Genomic DNA, 4,016 nt, shown 5'->3' with positions numbered 1-4,016 from the left:
ATGGCTTTAGTACTACCTCTTATGAGCCGTAATATTATGATTCCTTTTTATATGATAAAAGAAACTCTTGATAATATATATAATAATAAATCTCCTACACCGAAAAATTTAACGGGATACAATGATATTAATGCTATTTTGTATGATATAAATGAGCTTGCTGTGAGTTTGAATGAAAATATTACAGGATATCAGACAGAAAGAGAAAAACTTAATTATGTACTTGAAAATATAGCTCAGGGTATTATAGCAGTTAATAAGAATAAAGAAATATTTTTTATTAATCAGTATGCTTTAGATTTACTTGAAATTTCAGATATTAATATAAAAATTTTAAATGAAATTATAAAAGATGATAATGTAATAGAAAAGATAGATAATGCGATAGAATTAAGCAGATTTTCTAAATTTGATATTAAAGAGCATACTATGGATATAGAAATAAGTGTTATTCCTATAAGAAACAATGAAAATATATCCGCTTTAATAAAATTTGAAGATGTTACAGATATAAGAAAAGTTGAAATAGAAAAGCAGGATTTTTTTATAAATGCTTCTCATGAATTAAAAACCCCTCTCACTTCAATAATAGGCTATTCCGAACTTCTTATAGCTACAGGCGGTGGAAAAAATCAGTCAGATTTCATTAAAAGAATCAATAATGAAGCTCTTAGAATGAAAGATTTAGTTATTGATATGCTTACATTAAGCAGAATAGAGGCAAATTGGAAGGAAACTATTGATGAAAAAATAGATATTAAAGATATTGTTCTTGATGTATTTGAAAGTAATAGAATAAAGGCAGAACAGAGGTCGATAAATGTTCAATTAAATCTTGAATCAGCTATTATAATGGCTAATAAAGAAAAGATTACTGAAGTTGTTAATAATTTGATTGATAATGCTATTAAATATACTGATGATGAGGGAAAAGTAGATGTATATTTGAAAAATAATTCTGATAAAGCTATTTTCACTGTAAAGGATACAGGATGTGGAATAGCACCTCAGTATTTAAATAGAGTTTTTGAGAGATTTTTTAGAGTTAAGAATAATAAATATTTGAAAGTTCATGGGACTGGTTTGGGGCTTACAATAGTAAAAAATATATGTAATTATTACAATGCAGATATACATATAAAAAGTGAAGAAAATCTAGGTACTGAAATGACTGTTGTATTTAATTTATATAGAGAAGATGAAAATGATAAAAAAATATAAAAAATAAGTTAAATATCATTGAAAAATACCCTTATATAGTATATAATTGTTAGAGAATTGAAACAAAGGAGCTTTAAGATGAAAAATATTACTATAAAAATACAAGGTATGGGATGTCAGAATTGTGTTAATGCAGTTACTGAAGAATTAAGTGCTTTAGACGGTGTAAGCAAAGTTAATGTAAGTTTAGAAAATGCTTGTGCTGAAGTTGAATATGATGAGTCTAAAGTAAATACCGATAAAATGTTTGAAACTATAAAAGAATTAGAATACGAACCTAGTTTATAATAATATTTATTTTTCATGTTCGCTTTTATAGAAGGTAAAGTACAAATAATATCAGAAGGTGTCATTGCTCTTCTTTGTAATGGTGTTGGTTATGAGGTTATAGTATCAAAAAAATTAGATGTGAAAAATGATGATAATATAAGACTTTATACAAAACTTATACACAGAGAAGATGCCATGATACTTTATGGTTTTCTTACAAGAGAAGAAAAAAATATGTTTAATACTCTGATGTCGGCTTCGGGAGTAGGTCCTAAATTAGCTATGGAAGTTCTTTCAACTTATTCTATAAATGATCTTATGTATATACTTTTTAATAAGGATATAAATCTGCTTAAAAAAGTATCAGGTATGGGAACGAAAAAGGCTGAAAAACTTTTATTTGAGCTTAGGGATAAGATAGAGAAGATTGATATTAATGTTTCATCAGTTTCAATTAGTAATGATAATGAAAGTGATGTTATAAAGGCTTTAATATCATTAGGTTTTTCAAATAATGAAGCTGTTAAGGCTCTGGCATCAATAGAAAATAAAGATAGTATGACAACTGAAGATTTAATAAGCAATGCTTTAAGAAATCTCAGTAGTATATAATTTTATCGAGTTCATCACTAGCAATAATAAAAAAAAGTATATATAATAATTATATCATTAATTTTAAAGTGATAAATGATTAACTGATAATTGACGAAGAGAATTGTCAACTGATTTTAAGCGAGTTTATCACTAGCAATAATAGAGGTATAAATGGATATAACTATAAAAAAAGCAGGATTGGAAGATGTTTTTGATATAAGCAAACTTCATGCAATATGTTGGAAAGATACATACAAGGATATTATACCTAATTCATATTTGAAGGGAATATATTTAGATGATTGGTGTGATGAGTTTGAAGAGGGTATCAATAATAAAACTAGAGAAGCACATATAGCATATATAGATGATAAGCCTATAGCAGTTATCTCACATGGACAAAGCAGATGTAATATGGAAGGATACGGAGAGATAATATCATTATATGTGCATCCTATATATCAAAGTTCTGGTATAGGAAGTTTATTATTAGAGCATGCCGTAAAATATATAAAAGAATCTGGATATAATAATATATGCCTTTGTGTTTTTGACAAAAATGAAAGAGCTAAAAAATTTTATGAGAAAAATGGATTTAAAGATTCTGGTAAAAAAAATATACTGAAAATAGATGATGAAGATATAGAAGAAACTGTATATGTTTATGATTAATTAAATATTACAAAAATTATATAAATAAAAAACCGCAATATTAAAAATATTAACGGCTTTATTTTTTACTATTATGCTCTTTACGAAGTCCGCCTTTGGTGTAGCTATAATAAATTAGCAAGTAAACTCCTAGCTGGCTTCAACTAGCTTTTATTTTCTATTATTTTTCAAAAGGGTATTTTATTTTCCAGCTTCTTCTCAAAGCATCCATTATATTCATTACTCTTAAAATATCCTCATGAGGCATTTCTTTACATTCCAATTTTCCATTATTAATAGCATCAATGCATGAAAGTATTTGATATTCATAACCGCTTATTTGTTTAGGTACTTTTATAGTTTTTACAGGTTTTCTACCTAATGAATAAACTGTGATGCATTCTGGATTATTTATATTCTTCACTACGATGTAACCTTTATCTCCGTTTATAACTCCTTCTCTATTTGTAAGTGCTGACATTGTAGAATTTAATACAGCCATTTTACCATCTTCAAAAGTTAATGTAATAGAGTTTTGTTCATCTACTCCCTTTTTAGTTTTTACGCATGAGGAATCTATTTTACTTATTTTATTACCGAATACCATCATAGCGAAATTTATAGTATAAACGCCCACATCAAGTAAAGCACCTCCTGCAAGTTCAGGTTCTATGAGTCTAGGAATTTTATTTATAACATATCCTAAATTAGCCGTAAGAGATGTAACCTTACCTATGATTCCACTTTTTATTGTATCATTAATTATTTGTCTACTAGGCATATATCTAGTCCAAATAGCTTCTGCTAATAATAATTTTTTCTTTTTAGCAAGTATTAAAACTTCTCTAGTTTGTTTAGCATTAACAGTAAAAGCTTTTTCACATATAACATGTTTATTATTATTAAGGCATAATTTTATATGTTCATAATGATGAGAATGAGGAGTTGCTATATATACTAAATCAATTTTTTCATCTTGAAGCATTTCCTCATAAGAGCCATAAAATTTTTTGAATCCGTATTTTTTAGCAAAAGATTTACTTCTTTTTATATCTCTTGTACTTACAGCATAACATTGGGCTTCTTTCATTTTTGAAATAGTTTTAGCCATGATTTCTGCTATATGTCCTGCTCCTATAAAACCTATATTAATTTTTTTCATTATACTACCTCTTATGAATATTTATTATTTATATAATACTTTTTATACTTTAATCATATTAGAATTTTATTTATTGTCAATATTAATTAAAAATTGCATACTTGAATTTTTATATTTT

The 4,016-nt window shown here is 26.3% G+C and carries 5 protein-coding genes; 4 read left to right on the top strand and 1 reads right to left on the bottom strand.

The annotated features are described in order from the left end of the window. The 4 genes from Q1J76_RS10965 to Q1J76_RS10950 all read left to right on the top strand — a co-directional run. Positions 1–1,221 (top strand): sensor histidine kinase (locus Q1J76_RS10965; RefSeq protein WP_300370217.1); only part of this gene is annotated, 1,221 nt, incomplete at its 5' end. 78 nt (positions 1,222–1,299) lie between these two features. Beyond that, positions 1,300–1,509 (top strand): cation transporter, encoded by a 210-nt coding sequence (locus tag Q1J76_RS10960; protein WP_300370214.1) that lies wholly within the window; start codon positions 1,300–1,302, stop codon positions 1,507–1,509. A 15-nt stretch (positions 1,510–1,524) separates the two neighbouring features. Continuing rightward, positions 1,525–2,103 (top strand): Holliday junction branch migration protein RuvA, encoded by a 579-nt coding sequence (gene ruvA, locus Q1J76_RS10955; RefSeq protein WP_300370209.1) that lies wholly within the window; start codon positions 1,525–1,527, stop codon positions 2,101–2,103. Positions 2,104–2,256: 153 nt separating this feature from the next. Continuing rightward, positions 2,257–2,757 carry a GNAT family N-acetyltransferase gene (locus tag Q1J76_RS10950; protein ID WP_300370206.1) on the top strand — a complete coding sequence of 167 codons (501 nt, stop codon included), beginning with the start codon at positions 2,257–2,259 and terminating at the stop codon, positions 2,755–2,757. 160 nt (positions 2,758–2,917) lie between these two features. On the opposite strand, the gene Q1J76_RS10945 is transcribed toward Q1J76_RS10950, so the two are convergent. Next, on the bottom strand, positions 2,918–3,898 hold the full coding sequence (locus Q1J76_RS10945) for a Gfo/Idh/MocA family protein (protein WP_300370203.1): 981 nt from the start codon (positions 3,896–3,898) through the stop codon (positions 2,918–2,920). Positions 3,899–4,016: the final 118 nt, after the last annotated feature.

Origin of the sequence: Brachyspira sp., assembly GCF_029258575.1 — a bacterium.
In the GTDB taxonomy this organism is placed as follows: domain Bacteria; phylum Spirochaetota; class Brachyspiria; order Brachyspirales; family Brachyspiraceae; genus Brachyspira.
The sequence above is the reverse complement of the archived record's forward strand: the minus strand, read 5'-3'. Positions and strand labels throughout refer to the sequence as shown.

Coding starts and splice junctions, on each gene's coding strand:
- Q1J76_RS10950 (WP_300370206.1), top strand. CDS start 2,257: ATGGATATAACTATAAAAAAAGCAGGATTGGAAGATGTTTTTGATATA.
- Q1J76_RS10945 (WP_300370203.1), bottom strand. CDS start 3,898: ATGAAAAAAATTAATATAGGTTTTATAGGAGCAGGACATATAGCAGAA.
- Q1J76_RS10960 (WP_300370214.1), top strand. CDS start 1,300: ATGAAAAATATTACTATAAAAATACAAGGTATGGGATGTCAGAATTGT.
- ruvA (WP_300370209.1), top strand. CDS start 1,525: ATGTTCGCTTTTATAGAAGGTAAAGTACAAATAATATCAGAAGGTGTC.